Source organism: Pedobacter sp. 05L430 (genome assembly GCF_056397585.1).
This window is the reverse complement of the sequence record NZ_JBFTNT010000639.1, coordinates 1-445: the sequence shown is the minus strand read 5'-3', so window position 1 is coordinate 445 and position 445 is coordinate 1. Positions and strand designations below refer to the sequence as shown.

The following is a 445-nucleotide window of genomic DNA, read 5'->3' as shown; positions in this document are numbered from 1 at the left end:
ATGTTGAAGCGCCGATAAAAGGCAGGGCTACTAAGGGAGCTGTGTATGGAATGAAGATGCGTGCTTATTTGTATCAGAAGAAATGGGATAAAGTAGTGGAGTACGCTGATAAAATAACTGCTTTGGGTATTTATAATCTGTTTCCTAGCTATTATGGCTTGTTTCAGGTGGCAAATGAAAATAACCAGGAAGTGTTGTTTGATGTGCAGTTTATGAGTGGCCCTTTTTCGCAGGGGAGTATATTTGACAGGTACTGGCAGCCTCAAAATTTGAAGTATGGTATTATTGGATCGAATTCTGTGGCACCTGTTCAAAATCTGGTTGATGCTTATGAAACGTTGGATGGTTCGCCGGTTAATGCTGCGGAACCGTACAAGAATAGAGATCCGAGATTGGATTTTACGATTTTAAGACCCGGAGCGTATTTTCAGGGGCAGTTGTATCC

General features: G+C 41.8%; 1 protein-coding gene. It reads left to right on the top strand.

Going from position 1 to position 445, the window contains the following annotated elements; all coding sequences use genetic code 11:
* Positions 1-445, top strand: a 445-nt coding sequence (locus AC1DG9_RS27750) for a RagB/SusD family nutrient uptake outer membrane protein (protein WP_477635794.1), incomplete at both ends; no start/stop codon positions are given.